Annotated in this window: 11 protein-coding genes and 1 tRNA gene; 5 read left to right on the plus strand and 7 right to left on the minus strand. The window is 57.1% G+C overall.

Annotation, left to right across the window (positions count from 1 at the left end):
- Positions 1 to 121: 121 nt before the first annotated feature.
- From VFQ24_02660 to VFQ24_02685, 6 genes are all read right to left on the minus strand, one after another.
- Entirely contained in the window at positions 122 to 1,036 is a 915-nt protein-coding gene (locus VFQ24_02660) for a sugar phosphate isomerase/epimerase family protein (protein HET9177242.1), read from the minus strand.
- A 237-nt stretch (positions 1,037 to 1,273) separates the two neighbouring features.
- Positions 1,274 to 3,289 carry a hypothetical protein gene (locus VFQ24_02665; protein ID HET9177243.1) on the minus strand — a complete coding sequence of 672 codons (2,016 nt, stop codon included), beginning with the start codon at positions 3,287 to 3,289 and terminating at the stop codon, positions 1,274 to 1,276.
- Positions 3,290 to 3,513: 224 nt separating this feature from the next.
- Positions 3,514 to 3,930, minus strand: coding sequence for a response regulator (locus VFQ24_02670; GenBank protein ID HET9177244.1), 417 nt, complete (start codon positions 3,928 to 3,930; stop codon positions 3,514 to 3,516).
- A gap of 36 nt (positions 3,931 to 3,966) precedes the next feature.
- Positions 3,967 to 4,425 (minus strand): hypothetical protein, encoded by a 459-nt coding sequence (locus VFQ24_02675; GenBank protein HET9177245.1) that lies wholly within the window; start codon positions 4,423 to 4,425, stop codon positions 3,967 to 3,969.
- A gap of 195 nt (positions 4,426 to 4,620) precedes the next feature.
- Positions 4,621 to 6,000, minus strand: coding sequence for a cytochrome P450 (locus VFQ24_02680; GenBank protein HET9177246.1), 1,380 nt, complete (start codon positions 5,998 to 6,000; stop codon positions 4,621 to 4,623).
- Between the two features lie 50 nt (positions 6,001 to 6,050).
- A complete protein-coding gene (locus tag VFQ24_02685; protein HET9177247.1) occupies positions 6,051 to 8,150 on the minus strand; it encodes a hypothetical protein in 2,100 nt (699 codons plus the stop codon).
- A 265-nt stretch (positions 8,151 to 8,415) separates the two neighbouring features.
- Here VFQ24_02685 and VFQ24_02690 point away from each other — a divergent pair, with 265 nt between their 5' ends.
- Together VFQ24_02690 and VFQ24_02695 are read left to right on the plus strand one after the other, a co-directional pair.
- Positions 8,416 to 10,194, plus strand: a complete 1,779-nt coding sequence (locus VFQ24_02690; GenBank protein ID HET9177248.1) for a sensor histidine kinase — start codon at positions 8,416 to 8,418, stop codon at positions 10,192 to 10,194.
- Positions 10,187 to 10,864: a response regulator transcription factor gene (locus VFQ24_02695; protein HET9177249.1), complete on the plus strand. Its 678-nt coding sequence runs from the start codon at positions 10,187 to 10,189 to the stop codon at positions 10,862 to 10,864. The genes VFQ24_02690 and VFQ24_02695 overlap by 8 nt, the downstream gene beginning before the upstream one ends.
- Positions 10,865 to 10,929: 65 nt before the next feature.
- Here the strand turns inward: VFQ24_02695 and VFQ24_02700 are convergent, their stop codons facing one another.
- Entirely contained in the window at positions 10,930 to 12,606 is a 1,677-nt protein-coding gene (locus VFQ24_02700) for a UxaA family hydrolase (GenBank protein HET9177250.1), read from the minus strand.
- 157 nt (positions 12,607 to 12,763) lie between these two features.
- Between VFQ24_02700 and VFQ24_02705 the strand changes: the two genes are divergently transcribed.
- From VFQ24_02705 to VFQ24_02715, 3 genes are all read left to right on the plus strand, one after another.
- Positions 12,764 to 12,839 (plus strand) — tRNA-Lys (locus VFQ24_02705).
- Positions 12,840 to 13,109: 270 nt separating this feature from the next.
- Entirely contained in the window at positions 13,110 to 14,249 is a 1,140-nt protein-coding gene (locus VFQ24_02710; protein ID HET9177251.1) for an efflux RND transporter periplasmic adaptor subunit, read from the plus strand.
- 14 nt (positions 14,250 to 14,263) lie between these two features.
- Entirely contained in the window at positions 14,264 to 17,503 is a 3,240-nt protein-coding gene (locus VFQ24_02715) for an efflux RND transporter permease subunit (GenBank protein HET9177252.1), read from the plus strand.
- Positions 17,504 to 17,599: the final 96 nt, after the last annotated feature.

The raw sequence follows: 17,599 nt of genomic DNA on the forward strand, positions 1-17,599 counted from the left end.
TCATCCCTCCGCGTGAAAAGCGCTGCAGTCAAATTGCGCGCGCTGAGACTCACCGACCCAAACTGCATGTGTCTCAATGAAAAATTCCATGTTCAAGCGTCACCGGCTTCCGAGCCCAGAATCAACTCTCCGCAATCAGCTTCTTCAGGTAGGCCATATCTTCCCGGATTTCCTGATCGCGTTGCTCCCGGCCCAGCACTGGCTCAATGGTGATGGGTCCCGCATACCCGAGTTTTTTCAAGCCGGGGATCAGCCGCGGCCAGTCCACTTTGCCATGCCCGCAGGCAACCTGGCGCCCCAGATACCGGGGATTCGTCGGATAAAATCCATCCTTGGCATGAACGCCAATCACGTACTTTCCAATCACGTCGAGCGAATCCACGGGGCTGCCTTTTCCATAAAGGATAAGATTGGCTGCATCCAGAACCACCTTTACGTTGTCCGCGCCGGTGTCAAGAATCGTTCTGAGCAGGGTCACCGGTGTTTCCTGGCCTGTCTCGTTCACAAAGATCTGACCGTTCGCCTTGCAGTGCGCCGCGATCTCCTGGACGGCCTTTACTGTGGGTTCGTACAGCGGGTCGCTTGGAACTTCAGGAATATAACCCCATTGGTTGAACGTAACCGGAATCTTCAGAACCTTGGCAAAGTCTGAGGCCCGCTTAAGATGGTCAACCCGCTGCGCCCGATAAGGCGAAGCTACCAGCCCGTAAGTCACGGGGCCGTCATAGAGGTCATACTTCTGCTCGCCCGGCCCCGATGAAACCAAAGCCGTGGCCTCGATGCCATTGTCATCGAGCGCCGCGCGCAGCCGCTCGGCCATGGCGGAGGAAAAGTCTGAGGTGCTTACGTGGACCGTGGGAATCCCGAAGCCCCGGACTTGCGCCATCACCTTTTCCGGTTCGCTCGTCGCGCTTACCAGCAATCCCATCCGCATAGGCTCCGGCTCAGCAGCTAGCGCCCCTTGGAAACTACCGGCGCTCGCGACAACAGCCGCGGCTGCCGCCTGCATGAATCCTCTTCTGCTCAGGTCCTTCATTGTCCCTCCGTTATTTCTCGTCGAAACGCTCCTACAGTTCCGGCCACACATCTGGACCCTGGGGTAGTCGAACGCCTGCCGATATCCCTTGACTGGTTTGGCTTGGTCACATCAATGACCCGTAACGGTTGGCAGGGCTGTCGTACTTAAAGTTTCGGCTTCCGGAATTTTCACCGGCGCGATTCTTCAAGCCAGCAGAGTCCCAGGCCGGGCATGCATTCCCCACTGCCCGGCGTTTCAGTGTTCACGCAACTGCTTCGCGGCGGTCAGGTCCACATAATCCGCTTCCGTCACCGTGGCAGGCCCGGCCATGGCCTTCAGAGCGTCCAGGTCGAAGTCCTTGTAGAGGTCCAGGCAGAACACGTCCGGCACGTCGTCTGAGCTTACCGATTTATCCAGCAGTTCTCCCAGACTGTGAATCCCCTGGTGAATCGCGATGCTGCGGAACAGGCTAGGTTGCAAGGCTCCCGCAACCAGCGAGACCAGTTGCATACGATAACCTGAGCTCTCAAGGCTGAGCTCCGAGGGTTGCCACTTCTGCTTTGCCCACTCCGTGATCGCGATGAGTTGAGCAGCCTCCAGGCCAAGCGGTGGCGCGCCTACTGACGTCATCATATAGCCGAAGCTTCCCACGTCGTCCTTCGAGGGATTTGCATCGCCGGTAAAAAGGATGGAAAGCGCCAGCACTTGTTTTCCAGTTTCCACAAGGTTGGCGGCTTCAGGAACGTGGTCGCCAATTTGTTCGCCCACGCCAGGCCGCCCTTTATCATTCACCATCACAACCATTGGGGCAGTTTCCGGCGTCCAGGTGGATTTTGTCCAGACACCCGTGGCGCTCAAGCCATTGCTGAGCATGAACCGGAAGGAAATGGATTCCACGGTGCTGTGGTTCGTGTTCGCCACGTACCAAGGCTGCAGAACCTTCACGGGCTTGTAATGCACCAACCTGCTGAGCGTTGCCCGTTGAGCCGTCGCCCACTCCGAGCGGGCAGATCCCGCCGGTACGGGCTCGTGCTGGATTTTTGACGCGAATGCTCTAGCCAGCCCAAGGACCGTCAGGTTGTCCGCCGGCACGCCGGAGGCAAGCTCGGTGTAGCTCTTGACATATTTCTCCACCGGGATTTCGTCGGGCTTGTCCGGAAGCTTGAACCATTTGTTCAGAAAGCGGTAAGCCTGCTGCCGATCATCCCGCTGATAGTTGTGTGCCGAGACCTGCGTGTCCTGATGGAATTGGAGCGAATCCTCCTTTCCATACAGCGCGTAGAAAGGTTTGATCGCATCGTAGATGTCGGGCTTAACCAGCGGCGCGCGGAAACAGCATGAATCCTCCGCATTGTTGATCTCGAGCGTCGGCTTCGGCGCTCGAATGGCAACGAAGGTCTGATAACCCTGGCCATCCAGCAGCCCCGGCGCAAGCTGTTCATAATCTCCCGGTTCGCCAGGCAGCCGTTGGAGCCGGCCGTTCAGCGAATCAAATCCAGCCACCGGAATGGACACTTCAACCCTTGTGTCGAGGGAGCTGAGCACGATGGTTTGATAGCCTCCGCCGGACAATCCCGTCACGGCGATTCGGCTTCGGTCCACATGCGGGTTGTTGTAAAGAAAATCGAGGCCGCGGCGCATGGCCAGATAAAACAGGCCGACGCCGTTGACGCCCACCAGGTCAAGGTCTGAGCCGTAATAATGCGAATTCTCAGCCGTTCGTAATTCGCCCATATCGATATAAGCGATGCTCAAAGCGAACATGCCGCGCAAAGCCTGGTTGATGCAGAGCTTCTGTTCAAATGGCTCGGACTTGCCGGTCGGGAAATGGCCCAGCACGTCCAGCACTGCCGGAGCTTTTCCCTCGAGATTTTCGGGCTCGTACAAAACAGCGGTGGAATAGAAACCGGGCACCACCTCGTAACGGAACTTTCGCAGCCGATATCCCGCTCCGGCCGGCACGGGAACCGCTCCCATGTCCTGAAAATTCGGCGGAGAATCTACCCAGTCTTTTGGCCATCCATGGTAAACGACATCGTTCAAGACGTGCTGTCGGATGCGATTCGCCTCCGCCGTCCATTGCGCTGAGCTGGCGGGATTCGGAAGTTTGGCCATGCGGTCCATCAGAAACTGCTGCATCTGAAAGGTGACAACCTCTGGCGATTGCAATGGGTTCGGCAGAAATTCATCCACCATTCTTTGGGCGCTTTGCGCCATCGCGTACGTGCTGCCCAGCAGAACAAATGCTGTCAAGAGAAGCTTCGATCTCATGGATTCTCCGTACTCAGTTGTTTGCGCTGTTAAGCCAAGGGCTCTAAGAGATTTGGTATTGTTTCTTGACTGAATTCCTAACAGCCGAGCAAGCATAACCCAATTTGGCCTCTGGTTCCACCGGAACAAATGAGGGGCTGGACTGAAATGTAAAAATTTTTCAGACAGAGATCAGAATCGCATCTGGAACGTACGACCGAAATGACCGGCGAGTGATGCAGAGGCTAATCGATCCTTAGGCTGGGGCTTCGCAGAGGAGCAATCCGCAGGAGCGCGCGCAGGCGCCCCGCCAGATCAAAACTCAGCCGGTTTCGCCGAATCTGAAGGAGGAAGTAACGTTCAACCAGCTCCAGGGTCCCTTGGTCATCAACCTCACCGGTTATCACCAGGACCCTTCCCACCAGGCTCGGCCGGATGTGGTGAATTCCTGAGACCACCTCCTCAGGCGGTATTGCGGAACTTCTCAGGTCAAGCAGGACCGCGTCAAAGTCCTCAGACCGCACCGTGGCCATCGCCTGGCGCCCGTCCTCCACGACTTCACCGTGGCAGCCCAGATTGTCAACCAAGACCTGGAGGACCTCCCTGGCCGCGGGCTCGCTCTCGATCAGAAGTACTTTGCGGGTTTTGGAAGCAGCTTGCATCGTCAGTGCAATCGCGAACCGGGCGCCGGCTTCAGGCTAATGGCCGGCAGACATTCCAGGCTCGGCCGCCAGGATGACCCGTTCGCCAACCAGGTTCGCGAAGTGGTGCAGAATCACCGTGAGTTTGACTACTCCCTGGTTTTCGCGGAAATGGAGGGCATAACGCATCGGGAGCATTAAGAACAGGACGCGGAAATAACCGATCAGCAGCTTCTCATGCCAGGAGAAACGGCGCTGTTTGGGATTTCCGTTCTTCAGCAGATACTTGAGAGTGAGATAGTCAGACTTCAAGGCCAGCCGTATCTGGGGATAAGTAACATCCAGGCCGGCCGCAACCGCCTGCCGCAAGCGAGGAAATTCCAGATCAATAGCGTTAAGAACATCCTGAAAATAGGCGCGGCTGAACTCGCGCCGCAGCACCTTTTCACACAACGTCTGAATATAGAAAATAAATAACGCCGTCGAAAAAACCAGAATCACAATAGAGGAAATCATTAGCCGGTCCTTAACTTCTCGGGTTTTTCCTTCTCATCCCGGGCAGTATCGTACCCGGTGATACATCCTGCGGCAATGTTACGAAGGTACTGGCGCAACCCCGGGCGCGAGTACTCGATTCGCGGAACCTGTGGCTATGATACAGGCTAAATGGCCCAGCAAACATTAGACTTCTCTAATGATCGAATCAACAGGTCACCTGCCGGTCGTTTGCCGCTTGTGGGCAAGCATTCTAATTCCGAAGCGCGGCCTCAGAGTGAGGGAAGGCAGGATTTCGACCCGTGCATCCGGCGCGAGTTCAAAATGGAACCGCCTCGCCACCGTTGCCAGAATAAGCACGGCCTCCATCATGGCAAACGAAGCGCCAATGCACTTGCGAGGACCGCCACCGAAAGGAAAGTATGCAAAACGCGGAAGATTATCGTCGCGCGCGGAATCGCCCTCCCATCGTTCGGGCTTGAAACGTTCGGGACCAGGAAAAAACCGCTCGTGCCGCTGCGTTATCCACTGCATTAGAAAGATATTGGTTCCAGCAGGCAGGCGGTAACCGCCGACCTCAAATGCCGACAGCGCCCTGCGCCCGATGCCCCAGGCCGGAGGATAAAGGCGCATGGATTCCTTGATGACCGATTCTGTATAACGCAGTCGCGGAATATCGGCGACGGTTGCTTCACGGTCGCCGAGAACATCCTTCAATTCACCCAAAAGCTTCGTTTCCGTCTGCTGGTTGAGTGCCAGGAGGTACCAGGCCCAGGAGAGGCTGACCGCCGTGGTTTCATGGCCGGCAAGAAGCAGCGTCATCATCTCGTCCCGCAGCTCCCGGTCGCTCATCGGGCGGCCGTCCGCATGGCGCAACTTGAGCAGGGCCCCGAGCAAGTCGCCGGCGCCAGCCGGATTCGCGCGCCGCTCCCGGATGATGGAGTAGAAAACGTCATCCAACTGTCTTATTCCGCGGCGCAGGCGCCGCCTGACAGGAAGCGGAAGCCACTCAGGCGTGATGAAGGAGATGCTGGCGTGCCAGGTGAATTCCTCCATCATCGATTTCAGGCCCCGGGCAACAGCATCCGCTCTCTCCAGGATGGTTGCTCCAAAAAGCGCTCGTGTGACGATTTCGAGGGTGAGGTGTGTCATGTCCTGGTGAACGTCGTGCAAGGCATTATCTTCCCAGCCGTCCAGCATCCGGACCGCGCAATCCACCATCACTTTTCCATATTCCTCGATGTTTTCATGGTGAAAGGCTGGCTGCACAAGTTTTCGTTGCCGCCGCCATGCCTCGCCTTCCGCGGTCAACAGTCCCTCACCCATTACATAAACCAGGACCCGGTAATCGCGTGATTTTTCAAAATTGGACGGGTTGGTCGCCAGAACATATTCGATAAAGTCAGGATGCACAAGGAGACAGATTGAAACGCCAAAGAACCTAAAGAAAACAATATCACCGTACTCACGGGCGCATTTGACCAGATAGCCCATCCAATCGCGCGAGAGCTCGAAGGCGCTGCCTGCAAGAAATCGGCCGGACGGTCCGGGAGGAAGTTTTGCGGAAGAGGATGATTGTTGCGGCCGGGTTACCATGTCAATGGATTATTGTACTCTGGCCGCGGCACGCTCATTTAGGTTAGCGCCTACTCCAGATCGAGAACCGCAAGAGTGTAAGTGTCAAGGGCAGGTACCGCGAAATCTACCCTTCCCCGATCGACGCGGCCTGCCACCGTCTGGCTCTCATTTCCATCGGGGCTCAGCAGGGTGATGGCGCGCGTCCGCTTCCCTGCCGGCAGTTCAACGGATACTTCAATATCACTGACCGTTTTGCCCTGCGGTCCTACATAGTTCACCAGGTGAACCAGGCGCCGGCCCTGCGCAGGTTGCTCCATCAATTCAGCCACAACAGCCGCGGCGCCGGGAGCATTTACTTCCAGCGAAAGCCTGCCTCCAGCGGCCCACCTGACCGCTTCAATCATCTCTTTCCAGTTCAAAGGCAGCTTCCAGTATCTGCTCGACATGGGGGCGGCCCGAGGCTTTTCAATCGCAGGCTGCACAGATGGAATATACGCAACGCGTCCCCGGCCCATTGTGTTTTGCGTCGGGCCAATCTGAAGGTCCTTTTCCGGCGCTCTCGGCCCTTGCCACGCTGGCGCCGAAACTTTAAACAGGTCTTTCAGCCCAAAGTCCTGTCGCCGCAATCGTCGCGTCGTGTAAAGTGACGACTGCTCCGTCGCCACGAGTCCCCGGCCCTCGGTTACAAATTTTCGGACCAGGTTCATCTGTTCGTCGCTCAGGCATTCCTGGTCCGCCAGAACCAGCGCCCGGTACTTTGAGAGGTCCGTCAGGTGTTCGTCGAAAATAATGTCAAACGGCACTCTCGCCTGAATCAACGCCTGAGTAAACAGCATGAAGCTCACAGCCGGGCGATCGTTGTTAAATCCCATGGAAGCGTAAGAGTAGAGGACGGCGACGTCCGGCACGTTTTCCACGTCCGCATAATACTTAAAGTTTTGCTTAAAGAATTGGATGTACCGCATTTGATCTTCCGGCAGTCCCTCAGCTTTGAGAATGCCGCTAACCATGCCCAGGCTCTGGCGGTTGAACACCATTGATTCCGCCATAGACGCGCGATCGCCGCCTTCCCCGCCGTAATAACCTCCTCCCGCGGTGTAGGTAAGAATCTGGGTACCGAGAATGCCGCCTGTTTTGTAGGTGCGAATTTTGGAAACCAGGATTCCGTCCTGCGTAACTCCGGCATAGTTTCCCTCTTCAGTCCAACTAATCTCCATGTGAGGGAGAAGTCCGGGATATGAAATTCCCTGCTCCCAGACCGTGTTCGTACCAGCCATTCCCGAACTGGGATTGCTGTCGATGATCGCCGCTGGATTCAGTTCGTGAACATAAGCCTGCATCGAGGCATAGTAGCGGTTCAACTGACGGCAGCGAAAGTCCGTCCAGAGCTGGAACAGCGGATCGTCGATCACAACCAGCGGCCTTTCGATAACCGGCGGCAGAACATATTTCACGTTCGAGAAACCCAGGCGCTCTTCGAGTTCCTGCGGGGAGTAGACGGTTTGCAGGTATTCGCGAAAATCCTTGACGGCGAGGGGATGCTGGAATATTTCAGGGCGGCCTTGCAGACTTGTATTGTCAAAATGAATCAGGTCGGCTTTGAGGTCTTCTACCCCCATGCGGACCACACGCTTGATGTAGTTCACATATCCGGGATGCATAAAGTAGACGCGCTTGCGGAAAGTTTGGTCGCCGTAGATGACCGGGCGGCCAAGATAGTCAGGAACAAACCATTCCTGGGCTGAGGGATCTTCCAGCAAAAAGGTTTCGTACGCGATGGTGCTGCCCACGTACAGCCCCACGCGGATGCCATGCTGGTGGAGCAGGACGGCCATTTTTCTGGCCAGGCTGATGTGCTCGGCCTCCGCTTCAAGGCCAAAGCCCTTAAAAAAGTCGATGATGGCCATCGTCACGCCGAGATCTTTGAGTTTCCTTACCGTTGCCTCCGTGTGCTCGCTGCGATAGTCGGCTTCCTGCCAGGTCCCTTGGCCGCCAACACGACGGAAAAAGATCGGCATATCGTCCCAACTTCCCACAGCTACAAAGGGCGTGGTCTTCAGCCAGGCTCGAGGCGAAACCGCCGCCTTTTCTTCTGCCGTCATCAGGCTTGGAACACTTGTCGCCGAAATCCCAGCCGCAACATCGCGCATAAATTCTCTGCGATTCATCCTGTCCCCTTTCCGCTGATTAGATTGTTTGTCGTCTTTCCGCGACTGTTCCCGTGTGCCGCAAAGCAGTCCAAAAGGCAGACGCCGTCTTTCTCCACCGACGGGCAGGCGGCGCGCCGTTTCTCTCCGGGACCGGCTGGAACTCAAGGGCCAGTAACAGGTTAGCGAAAGCGGGTTCTGCCCGTTACGCTACGCCGAAACCCTCTTGTCACCCTTGGGCTGGCTTGCCATAATGAACGGTGCCATAACCGGCCTGAGAGGCGTAATGGGTTCCTTCCCATCTCTGAAACGGCAGTGGGTCGCAGCCAGCGAACCGCAACGCATCGAGAGGATCCTTGCAGCTACTCGTGCTCTTCTGGCCGTGGCATCGCTGTTCGTCATATGGCTTGACCCCACGGAGCCACGCCAGTATCCCACAGTTGTTTGGGGATTACTGGCCCTTTTTGCTTTTGAGTCAGTGGGGGTGCTGGCTCTGGTCCGGACCCAGCGAAATTCGTCGCCCACTTTTCGTCTGGCCGTTCACTCGCTCGATGTCTTGTGGCCAGCGCTCATTGCCATTTTTACCGCCGGACCTAACAGCCCGTTCTACCTCTTCTATACCTTCGTTCTGCTTGAGGCAGCCTATCGCTGGGGGCTGCAGGCAACCCTGCTGACAGCCCTGATCTCGACCGGGCTCTACATGTCGCAATCGTTCTTCACGCTTGCAAAAGGATTGACCTTCCCGGGCATGTTCCGCGGGGCCTACGATCTGAACTCGTTCGTCATGCGCGGCGTCTATCTGCTCATCCTGGGTTACCTGCTGGGATATCTTGGTGAGGAAGAAAAGCAGTTGCGGGAAGAAACCACGGCCATCGCGAATGTAATGATAAAGGCCCGCACGGAAGTCGGAGTTCGAGGAACGCTCGAGGCCGTGTTTGACGAAATTTTGAGGCTTTACCGGACCGACCGGGGCATCCTGGCGGTACTCGACCACAGCTCAGGGCGGGCCTTTATCTGGAACGTCGAGAGGGAGAACCCTGGCGGGAAACTGGCGCTGTCAACCACCGAACTCGGCCCACAGCAGGGCGAGAAGAGCCTGTTTGAAACCCCCGGCCACGTATGGTATGCCAGGCGCAAGCCGAAGAGCCCCGATCCTTCAGCATACGAGGTCTATGCTTTAGACGAGGACGGGAGACGGCTTTTTGGCGAAAGCTGGACGCCGCCCAGCGCCCTTATTGACGTTCAGAAGGTGCGCAGGTTTCTGGGCGCGAGGACAGTGTATGCGGATGAATGGTCGAGCGTGATGCTTCTGTTTGGTCCGAGGCTTCCGTCCACCCCGGAAGCTGCCGTGCGCTTCCTTCGAGCCCTGGCGCTGCAAGTAAGCCCCGCCATTTACACGGCGTTTCTCACCACCCGTTTGCGCACACGAGCCGGCGCCCTGGAGCGGGCGCGGGTGGCACGGGAGCTGCACGACGGCGTCATTCAGTCGCTGATCGGATTGGAACTTGAAGTTGACGTCCTGCGCCGCAAGCCCGGCGCTTCCACGGCCGACATCGTTGACCGGCTTTCCCACATCCAGCGAATTCTTCGACAGGAAGTACTCAACCTGCGCGAACTGATGCAGCAGATGAAACCCGTTGAAATCCGGCCTACGCAGCTCCTGGATTTCCTGTTCTCCATGGTTGACAAGTTCCAGCGCGACACGGGGATTTCAAGCCGCTTTGTTTCGACACTGCAAGATATCTCATTGCCGCCTCGAGTCTGCAATCAACTGGCGCGCATTGTTCAGGAAGGTCTGGTGAACGCCAGGAAGCACAGCGGGGCCCACAAGGTGCTGGTACAACTGGGGCAGCACGACGGGCGTTTGAGGCTGGCCATAGATGATGACGGGCATGGGTTCGACTTTTCAGGCCGCCTTTCGCTGGCGGAGCTTGACGCCATTCGTAAGGGTCCAGTGGTCATAAAGGAAAGAGTTCGCACCATTGGGGCCGAACTTGTTGTAGAATCAGTCCCCGGCAAGGGGACTCGCGTGGAAGTCAGCCTGCCGAAAAACACCTATGGGTGATGTTGCACAATCCGTTCGGATCCTGATTGCTGACGACCACCCCATCTTCCGGGACGGCTTGCGGAGGCTGCTGGAAGCGGAAGATGATTTCAAGGTGATCGGTGAGGCTTCAGATGGCGGAGAAGCCATTGAGATGGCTCACCAGCTCAAACCCGACATCCTGTTGCTGGACCTGGCCATGCCCCGTGTTCCTGGACTCGAAGCGCTCCGGCAGCTCGGCGGCACCGTTGAATCCATCAAGGTCATCCTGCTTACGGCAGCCATAGAGCGTGACCAGATTGTCGATGCTCTGCACCACGGAGTGCGGGGCGTAGTCCTCAAGGAATCCGCCACTGAGCTCCTCTTGAAGAGCATTCGTTGCGTGATGGACGGCCAGTACTGGGTGGGCCGCGAAAGCGTTTCCGACCTGGTGCGAATCATCCGCGATCTCACCGCCATACCCGAGCAAGGGACCAGGAAACGCTCGTACAATCTGACGCCCCGCGAGCTTGATATCATTGCAGCCATCGTTAACGGATACACCAACAAGGACATCGCCGAAAAGTTCTCCATCGCCGAGCAGACGGTCAAGCACCATCTCGGAAATATTTTTGACAAGCTGGGCGTGTCCAACCGCCTGGAACTTGCGCTGTTTGCCGTCAACCATCATCTCGTTGAAGAGCAGCACTAGGGCCCCGCCCTGACCGCGATCTGGATGTCTGAAGTTTGACGGTTATTGCGGAATGGCAGAATTGCTTAGAGGGAAGGCCAGAGCGACTCCCAAACCTTGAACTCGGTGTGGAAGCCTGATTCCTCCGCGCGAACCATGGTTCGGCCGGAAGCTATATCGAGGGTATGCTCGAAAATGCGCTTTCCAACTTCTTCAACGGTTTCATCTCCGTCGAGGATGGTTCCCGCGTTGATATCAATATCGCCGTTGTGGTTGGATAGAATGCTGTTCGACCCGATCTTGGTCACCGGTCCCAGCGCGGAGCCGATGCCCGTGCCGCGGCCTGTTGTAAACAGCGTGATTTGCGCGCCGCTCATGAAGAGTGCTGGCGTCGCAAGGTGGTCATAGCCCGGCGTATAGAGGACATATAGTCCTTTGCGGTCGCCCAGCCACTCACCATAGTCAACCAGATCTTCAACGATCGACGTTCCGCCCTTGGCTTTCACGCCGCTCGATTTCAAAAAGATGTTGTAGAGCCCGCCCTTTTTGTTTCCCGGCGAAGGATTTTCGCGGAAGTCCTCTCCGAACATCTCCACATATTTCTGATAGCGCTTCAGGGCTTGCATCAGCTTGCGTCCGACCTGGCGGGTGCGGGCGCGGTGCGCGAGGTCCACCATGGCGCCGCCCTGAAGTTCGGGAATTTCCGGAAGGAAGACTGCGGCGCCGGCTTTCACAAACATGTCAGCGGCGACTCCGACGGCCGGATTGGCGGTTACGCCGGACCACCGGTCGGAGCCTCCGCACTCCGTTCCAACGATCAGCTTTGAAATGGGCAGCGGTTGGCGGACATATCGATTTGCGATGGGAAGTATCTTTTCGACGATCGCCAGGCCCTTCTCAACGGTCTTTCGACCGCCCCCTGCCTGCTGAATCGTGAGGTTCACAACCCGCTGGTTGTAATTCTCGATTTCTTTCTCGAAGACCGGCACAGAGCACTCGACGCAGGTCTTTCCGCATCCAAGATCGATGTAGATGGCCGATCCCAGGTTCGGATGGCGCAGAGAATTGGTCAGGAGCCGGTTGAGCAGCGCGACGGCTTTGCCATCCGGCATGCCACAGCCGGAGTCATGAACAATAGGAACCACGCCATCAACGTTGGGGAACTTTTCCCGACTATAAATCTCCCGCATGGCACGGAACGCAATTTCACGGGCTTCCGCAGCGGAACACATTCCGGAGGTCACAATGCCCACAAAATTTCGAACGCCCACGCCGCCGTCCGGCCTGACGAATCCGTCAAACGTCCGCGCCGCGAGATTGGCGTCAATGGGATTGGGAGCAGGATTGTCGCGATAACGCACTTTCAGGCGCGGGAGGTGGTGGTCGATGTTGGTTTCATCGATGGGATCGCCCGCGCGGACTTCGCATGCAGCGAGCCCGATCGGATCGCCGAGAGAAATAAAGGGCTTCCCTTCCGGAATATCACTGACGGCAAAGCTCTGACCCCGGAGAGCGCGCCCGGAAAGGGTGATCACGCTTTCATCATGCTGGAGATGCGCGCCCTCTTCGATGAAATCTGTCTTCACCACCGCGACGTTGTCTTTTCCTGGGCGGATAATAATCGCGACTTCCTTGAGACTAACAACTGCCATCGAGTCCTGCTCCTCGCTTGGATCTTCGGTTGAAACCACGGTTGTATAAAAGATGAGCGGGCGACCTTCGTACCCTCCGCCTGGCACGTTATCCATAACGCCGCTCAACATCAACCGGCCTGCAAGCGGCCATTTAAGATGATAAATCAAATCGCATTTCGGTGCGCAACGGCCCGACTTCCCACGGGCAGCGATGTCCTTAAAAAGGCGGGGGGGATTGTGTTAGACTGTTTTGGTACATCAGTGAATCCAATGTGGTGCGATTTGCGGGCCGTTAGCTCAATTGGCAGAGCAACTGACTCTTAATCAGTAGGTTGGGGGTTCGATTCCCTCACGGCTCACCATGCAACCGTTAAGTCTCCTCGCGTTGATTCCAATGCGTTCGTCTTCGGCCCACAACAATAGCAGACACGCGAACACCTTGGAGCATGTGAGCCGCCTTTAAGCGATTCCGCAGAGGCGGTTTGACAATTTTGAGACTTGGGGAAGAACCGGATCAGCAGCATCTCTTTTCGAAAAAACCGTGAGAGATTCAATCGTTTCGTCATCGAGGAATGCTTCCACTTCGAAAACAAATGTGGCATAATTTCGCCGCCAGCAGGATACAGGGCCGCATGAGCAGAGTCTGCAAATTCCTTGCACTCATACCATTACTGTTTGTTGTGCTCTTCGGGGGATGCGCCGATAGCGACGCGCCGGCGCAAGGATCAGCAACCAGTGGAGAGATTGCGCGACCGCAGGACAGCGCCGCTGTCCCGGTGATGGTGGCTGAGGCCGGGCGGCAGACGATTCCGATCGAATTGACCGCAATCGGTACGGGCAAAGCTTTCCAGACGGTCTCCGTGGAGTCGCAGGTCGCGGGCATCGTCGAAGAAGTCCATTACCGGCAGGGCCAGTTCGTCACCAAAGGTGATTTGCTTGTAACACTGGATAAGGAACCCTTTCTCGCGGCTAATGCGCAGGCCGAGGCCGCTCTGGCAAGGGACAAGGCCCAGGCCCAGCTCAGCCAGGCGGAGCTTCAGCGCACTCAACAGCTCTATAAAGAAGGGATTGTTTCCCCACAGCAGAACGATCAATCACAGGCGAGTTCGGCGGCCGCAGCGGCCACGGTCCAAGCCGACGAGGCGGCCATTCGCACGGCCAAAATCCAACTCTCTTATTGCTCGATTTACGCTCCCATCAGCGGGGTCACCGGAGAACAGCTCATTTCGCCCGGATCAACCGTAAAGGCGAATGATGTGCCAACGCTGGTGGTGATCAATCAAATTGATCCCATTTACGTCATTTTTTCTGTTCCACAGCAGTATCTGGAAGCGATTAAAGATTCGATGGCGCGCTCCCGTTTGCGCGTTAGTGCAACGCCACCCGGCGCCTCCAGTGCTGAAACAGGTGTTCTGACGTTTGTGAACAACACGGTCGACACCACAACCGGCACCATCCAGTTGATGGCAACATTTCCCAACACGGACCACCACCTTTGGCCCGGCCAGTTTTCGAATGTCGTGCTGAATCTTGGCAAGCAGCAGGATGTGCTGGTGGTGCCCTCGCAAGCGGTCCAGGCAGGGCAGCAAGGCGATTACGTGTTTGTAGTCAAGCAGGACAAGACCGTTGATGTCCGGCAGGTGAAGGTGGGGCAAACGGTTAACAACAGCACGGAAATCCTGCAGGGCCTCACTGGGGGAGAAACCGTCGTTACGGACGGCCAGGTGCGGCTGGTTCCAGGCACCAAGGTCTATTTCACCAAGACCCTGTAGCAAGGCGCGAACGCATGAACCTTTGCGAACCTTTCATTCGCCGCCCCGTCATGACCAGCCTCCTGATGCTGGCCATTCTTCTCTTCGGCATTATCGGCTACCGCTATCTGGCTGTCAGTGACCTGCCCAACGTCGATTTCCCAACCATCGAGGTTTCTGCCGGGCTCCCCGGCGCCAGTCCCGAGACGATGGCTTCCTCGGTGGCGACCCCTCTGGAAAAGCAGTTCACCACGATTGCCGGCCTGGATTCGATGACATCCACCAGTTCTCTGGGCAATACGTCGATCACGCTGCAGTTCGACCTCAGCAGGAACATCGATTCGGCCGCCCTCGATGTGCAGTCGGCCATCGCCGCGGCCGCCAGCCAACTCCCGTCCAACTTGCCCTTTCCTCCGACCCTGAAAAAAGTGAATCCGGCCGACCAGGCCATCTTTATGCTGGCGGTGACTTCACCGACTCTTCCACTCTATAAAGTGGACCAGTACGCGGAAGACCTGATTGCCGAGCAGATTTCAATGATTCCCGGCGTTGCACAGGTCGGCGTCAACGGCGCGGCAAAGTACGCTGTACGTGTCCAGTTGAACCCCAAGTCGCTGGCCAGCCGTCAGATTGGTATTGATCAGGTTGAGCAGGCAATCCAAAACGCAAATGTCAATATGCCTATGGGGACGCTTTATGGCGCCCACAAGGCCTACAACCTCGATTCCAACGGGCAGCTTTCCGACGCTTCGGTCTATCGCCCGCTCATCGTCGCTTACCGGAATGGAGCGCCGGTGCGGCTGGATCAGGTGGCTACTGTCGTTGACGGGATCCAGGATAATTATGTAGCAAACTGGATTAACGGCGTGCCGGGCATTTTGCTGGCCGTCCAGCGGCAGCCCGGCACCAACACCATCGAGATTGTCAGGAACATCAGAAAACTCCTGCCGCGCTTTTACTCGATTCTGCCTCCGTCCATATATCTCTCGATCGAGTACGACCGCTCCGTTTCCATCGAACAATCGGTCAATGACGTCAAGTTCACTCTTCTGCTGGCAGTTTTTCTGGTTGTGCTGGTCATCTTCCTTTTCCTGCGCAACGCTTCCGCCACCATCATACCGAGCGTGGCCCTGCCCATGGCGATTATGGGCACGTTCGCCGTGATGTATCTCCTTGGTTACACCATTGACAATCTATCCTTGCTGGCCCTGACCTTGTCGGTGGGCTTCGTTGTCGATGACGCGATCGTCATGCTGGAAAACATCGTGCGTCATCTTGAGATGGGAAAGGCGCCGCTGCAGGCCGCGCTCGACGGTTCGAGCGAAGTCAACTTCACCATTCTCTCGATGACCATCTCGCTGGCCGTCGTCTTCCTTCCCGTCTTTTTCATGCCTGGAGTTTTCGGCCGCCTGCTCCACGAATTTGCCGTGGTCATCATTTCGGCCGTCCTCGTTTCCGGCGTGGTTTCCGTCACCCTCAGCCCGATGCTCGCCCGGCACTATCTGCGCCCTCAGCATGAGAAACAGCAAAGGTGGTTGTATCGCAAACTGGAAAGCATCCTGGATGCCGCGCTCCGCGGGTACGGCTGGACACTTCGATGGGCCCTGAGTCACCGCGTGCTGGTGATGCTTTTCGGTTTTCTCGTACTGCTAGGCACCGCCTGGGAGTTCTGGAAAATTCCGAAGGGCTTCCTGCCCAATGGCGACTCGGGGCGGATTGCCGTCGCGACCGAAGCAAACCAGGGCATCTCTTTTGACGCCATGAAGATGCATCAGCAGGCGGTCAATGCCATCCTGGCGGCCGATCCGAGCGTCGTTCAATTCTTCTCGGGTATCGGCGGGTCCTTCAACAACGGCATGAACAATGGCCGTGCCTTCCTCCACCTGAAAGACCGGCCCGATCGACCCTGGAGCCACAGTGCGGCATATGATCATCTTGTTTCCCGCTACGGGCGCCTGGCCGTCGTTGGTTCCGTGGTCAAGTGGATTCGGCCGCTCTACGAACACCACATGACGATCGACGACGTCATCCATGAGCTGCAGCCAAAGCTGGACAAGGTTCCCGGAATCCGCGCGTTTCTCACCAATCCGCCCTCCATCCGGATTGGCGGCCACATGACCAAGAGCCTTTACCAGTACACGCTCTCCAGCCCGCAAACGGACGACCTCTACAAGTACGCCCAGAAGTTTGAAGCTCAGATGAGAACTTTGCCCGGGCTCGAGGACGTTACCAGTGATCTCCAGATCAAGAATCCGCAGGCCAACGTCGTGGTCGATCGGGACAAAGCCGCAGCGTTGGGAGTGACGCCACAGCAGGTGGAGAGTGCCCTGTACAGCGCGTACGGCCAGCGCCTTGTGTCTCCCATTTACACCTCGAGCGACGAATACTGGGTGGTGCTCCAGGTGCAGGACCAGTTCCAGAGCGATCCCAACATGCTTTCGGAGCTCTACATCAGCTCATCCTCCGGCCAACTGGTGCCGCTGAGCGCGGTTTCAAAGTTTACGACGAGCGTCGGCCCGCTCACCGTGAACCACAGCGGTCAGCTTCCCTCCGTGACGATGTCCTTCGACCTTGCGCCCGGCGTGGCGCTGGGCCAGGCAGTGAGCGAAGTGGAGGGCCTTGCCCGATCCATGCTGCCCGTTTCCATTACTACGGACTTCCAGGGCGCCGCCCAGGCCTTCAAGGAATCCCTGACCGGGCTTGGCGTCCTGCTGATCATGACGGTGCTGGTGATTTATATCGTGCTGGGCATCCTCTATGAAAGTTACGCGCATCCCATCACGATTCTCACCGGATTGCCCGCGGCGGCGTTCGGCGGCCTGCTCACTCTTTCTCTGTTCCACCTGGACCTCGACCTCTATGGCTTTGTCGGCCTGATCATGCTGATCGGCATCGTCAAGAAGAACGCCATTATGATGGTCGATTTTGCTCTGGAACTGGAGCGCAAAGGAAATTACACGGCCAGCGAATCCGCGTATCAGGGCTCGATGATTCGATTCCGGCCCATCATGATGACCACCGCATGCGCCATCATCGGCACGCTGCCCATCGCCATCGGCATCGGCGCTGACGCCGATTCGCGGCGTCCGCTGGGCCTCTGCGTGGTTGGCGGCCTGTTGTTCGCCCAGCTTGTAACACTCTATGTCACGCCCGTTTTCTATACTTATATGGATTCGTTCCTGAAGTGGCGCAAGCGCGGCAAACGCCAGGAGGAGTCCGAAGCTGTCGGCGCACCGCTTCTGGCGCCCGACGCCGAGCACCTCGCCCGGAATTAGCCCGAGCCGGAAGCAGGGATTGAGGGTTGATTTGCCTGGCAGGATCTGCCGTGTATTGCGGGACATCCATTCAACTGGCCACCTGGTGTGAGCACA

It is taken from the genome of Terriglobia bacterium (genome assembly GCA_035712365.1).
Classification (GTDB): Bacteria; Acidobacteriota; Terriglobia; order UBA7540; family UBA7540; genus SCRD01.